The sequence below is a fragment of the Acidovorax sp. HMWF018 genome (assembly GCF_003061035.1).
Lineage (GTDB): Bacteria > Pseudomonadota > Gammaproteobacteria > Burkholderiales > Burkholderiaceae_C > Acidovorax > Acidovorax delafieldii.
In genome coordinates, this window is sequence record NZ_QAIM01000162.1 from 1 (window position 1) to 2,170 (window position 2,170).

3 protein-coding genes are annotated in these 2,170 nt (G+C 58.3%); 1 reads left to right on the top strand and 2 read right to left on the bottom strand.

Features of this window, described 5'->3' with window-relative positions; translation table 11 throughout:
* Positions 1-820: ACT domain-containing protein (locus DBR23_RS06260; RefSeq protein ID WP_146191247.1), on the top strand; the 820-nt coding region annotated here is incomplete at its 5' end.
* A gap of 71 nt (positions 821-891) precedes the next feature.
* Here DBR23_RS06260 and greB read toward each other — a convergent pair.
* Positions 892-1,458: a transcription elongation factor GreB gene (greB, locus tag DBR23_RS06265; protein ID WP_108497662.1), complete on the bottom strand. Its 567-nt coding sequence runs from the start codon at positions 1,456-1,458 to the stop codon at positions 892-894.
* 180 nt (positions 1,459-1,638) lie between these two features.
* On the bottom strand, positions 1,639-2,170 hold a 532-nt coding region (locus DBR23_RS29200; protein WP_233250304.1), incomplete at its 5' end, for a hypothetical protein.

Genomic DNA, 2,170 nt, shown 5'->3' on the forward strand with positions numbered 1-2,170 from the left:
CCCAGCGTGGCTTGGTTTTGTGCGCACGGGCCGGGCACGGTCCAAGATCCGCCATTACCTCAAAACCTTGGCCCAAACCGAGTCCGAAGGGCTGGGTGAAAAACTGTTGACCCAAGCCATCCGAGCGGAAGGCCTCGAACAACTGCCCCCCGTCAGCGCTGAGACCCAACCGCTGTGGGACAAGCTGCTGCGCTTCACCGGCAATCGCACGCGCAGCGAGCTGATGACCGATCTGGGCCTGGGCAAACGCATTGCCAGCATCGTCGCCAAACGGTTGATGGTGCTGATGTCGGAGCATGGCCACCGTCCGGATGCTCTGCTCATGACTCGTGAGCGCTACACATCTCACGAAACCCTGTCGCAAGGGGCCGTCACGCTGGATGGCAGCGAGAATGCCTCTGTGCAATATGCCACCTGCTGCCGTCCCGTGCCGGGCGACAGCATCGTCGGTTATCTGGGCCGCGGTGAGGGACTGGTCGTGCACAACGCACATTGCAGTGTCGCCAAACGTCTGCAGCATAAAGACAGCGAACGCTTCATTGCCGTGGACTGGTCGGACGAGCCCACCCGAATGTTCGAAACGGGCGTGGTCGTTACCGTGAACAACGGCAAGGGGGTGCTGGCACGCGTGGCAGCGGAGCTTGCCAATTCAGAGGCCGACATCACCCACGTGGACATGGACGATGAGGCGGCCTTGGACACCACGGATCTGCGATTCATCGTGGCGGTTCGCGATCAGGCCCATCTCGAGCTGGCATTGCGCAACCTGCGCCGAACACAGGCTGTGCTGCGTGCAGCCAGGATTACTCCACAACCCTGACACCTCAGCACGGTACCAAGCCCTGAGGTCGATACAACAGACGCGCAGGTCGACGTCTGTGTGCGAACGGGTTACGTAGCGGCACTACGAGGCGGGTACTGCACCTCAACCACCTCCAAATGGCGCACTCCGCCCGGCGTGGGTAACTGCACCTCGTCCCCAACGCGCGCCTTCAGCAGCGCCCGGGCCACAGGTGAAATCCAACTGACCTGACCCATACGGCTGTCAGCCTCGTCAATGCCCATGATGGTGATCGTGCGCTCACCATCCTCGTCGTCCGAGTAGGTGACGGTAGCCCCGAAGAAGACCTGCTCACTGCCTGCATGCAAACTGGGATCCACCACTTCGGCAATCTCCAGCCGCTTGGTCAAAAAACGGATGCGCCGATCAATTTCGCGCAGACGCTTCTTGCCGTAGAGGTAGTCGCCGTTTTCAGACCGGTCTCCATTGCTGGCAGCCCAGTGCACCACATCCACGATCTTCGGCCGCTCGTTGTCGATGAGATCCAACAGCTCCGCCCTTAGACGCGCATACCCAGACGGGGTGATGTAGTTTTTGCCGCCCGGTGGCAAAGGAGGCAGTGCCAATCCTTCGTCATCATCGGCGTTATCGGTTTCCTTGGTAAAAGCCTTGCTCATTGCCAGAACTCTCCAATCAGCGCAAAGCGCCTGGACAAATGAAAAAGCCTGCAATCTCACGATTGCAGGCTTTAAACATTGGTGCGGCTGGCAGGACCGCAAGCCAGAGTCCAGCGCCCCTCGACACCACTGATAAGCCAAAGGTGTCTTTGTAGCACATCAGCGCACACATCTATCGCCTCAGAATGACCACTCTGCCTCGCATTCCCCACAGTACGCAGCAGTAACCTTCTCTTTTCTGGAGAGGCCCGTCACGAACAGGGACAGCCCAGCGGTTAGCAATGCGCCAGTCGCCTTCCCACCGCTAACACCCACCTTACGGGATTCCTTAGTTGTATGTACCTTGCCACGGCTTCCACAATGTGGACAAAGGATTTTTTCGTTCACACGACCTCGCGTCCAAAGTAGGGAAGACGGCGGTGCGTACTTGTGAGCTTGAGGCTCCAGCACAGGTGCTGCATAGGCCGTCGATGTCTCCTCTACAAGAGTTACTGGCTCTAGTTCTTGGGGCTCCACAGATGGCGATGCAGAGCTAACTGTCTTGTGTTCTGCAACATCGAGGATGGCACCGAAATCGGGTTGGTTAGGCGCGAGTTTGAAGTGGAAGTCATCTTTCCAGGTGCCGTCCTTGCTCAGGAATCTCATGTAGATGGACGCCAACTCATCGGCGGTAATCATCTCTTCAGTCTCAAAAATCTGCAGGGTCTTCCCG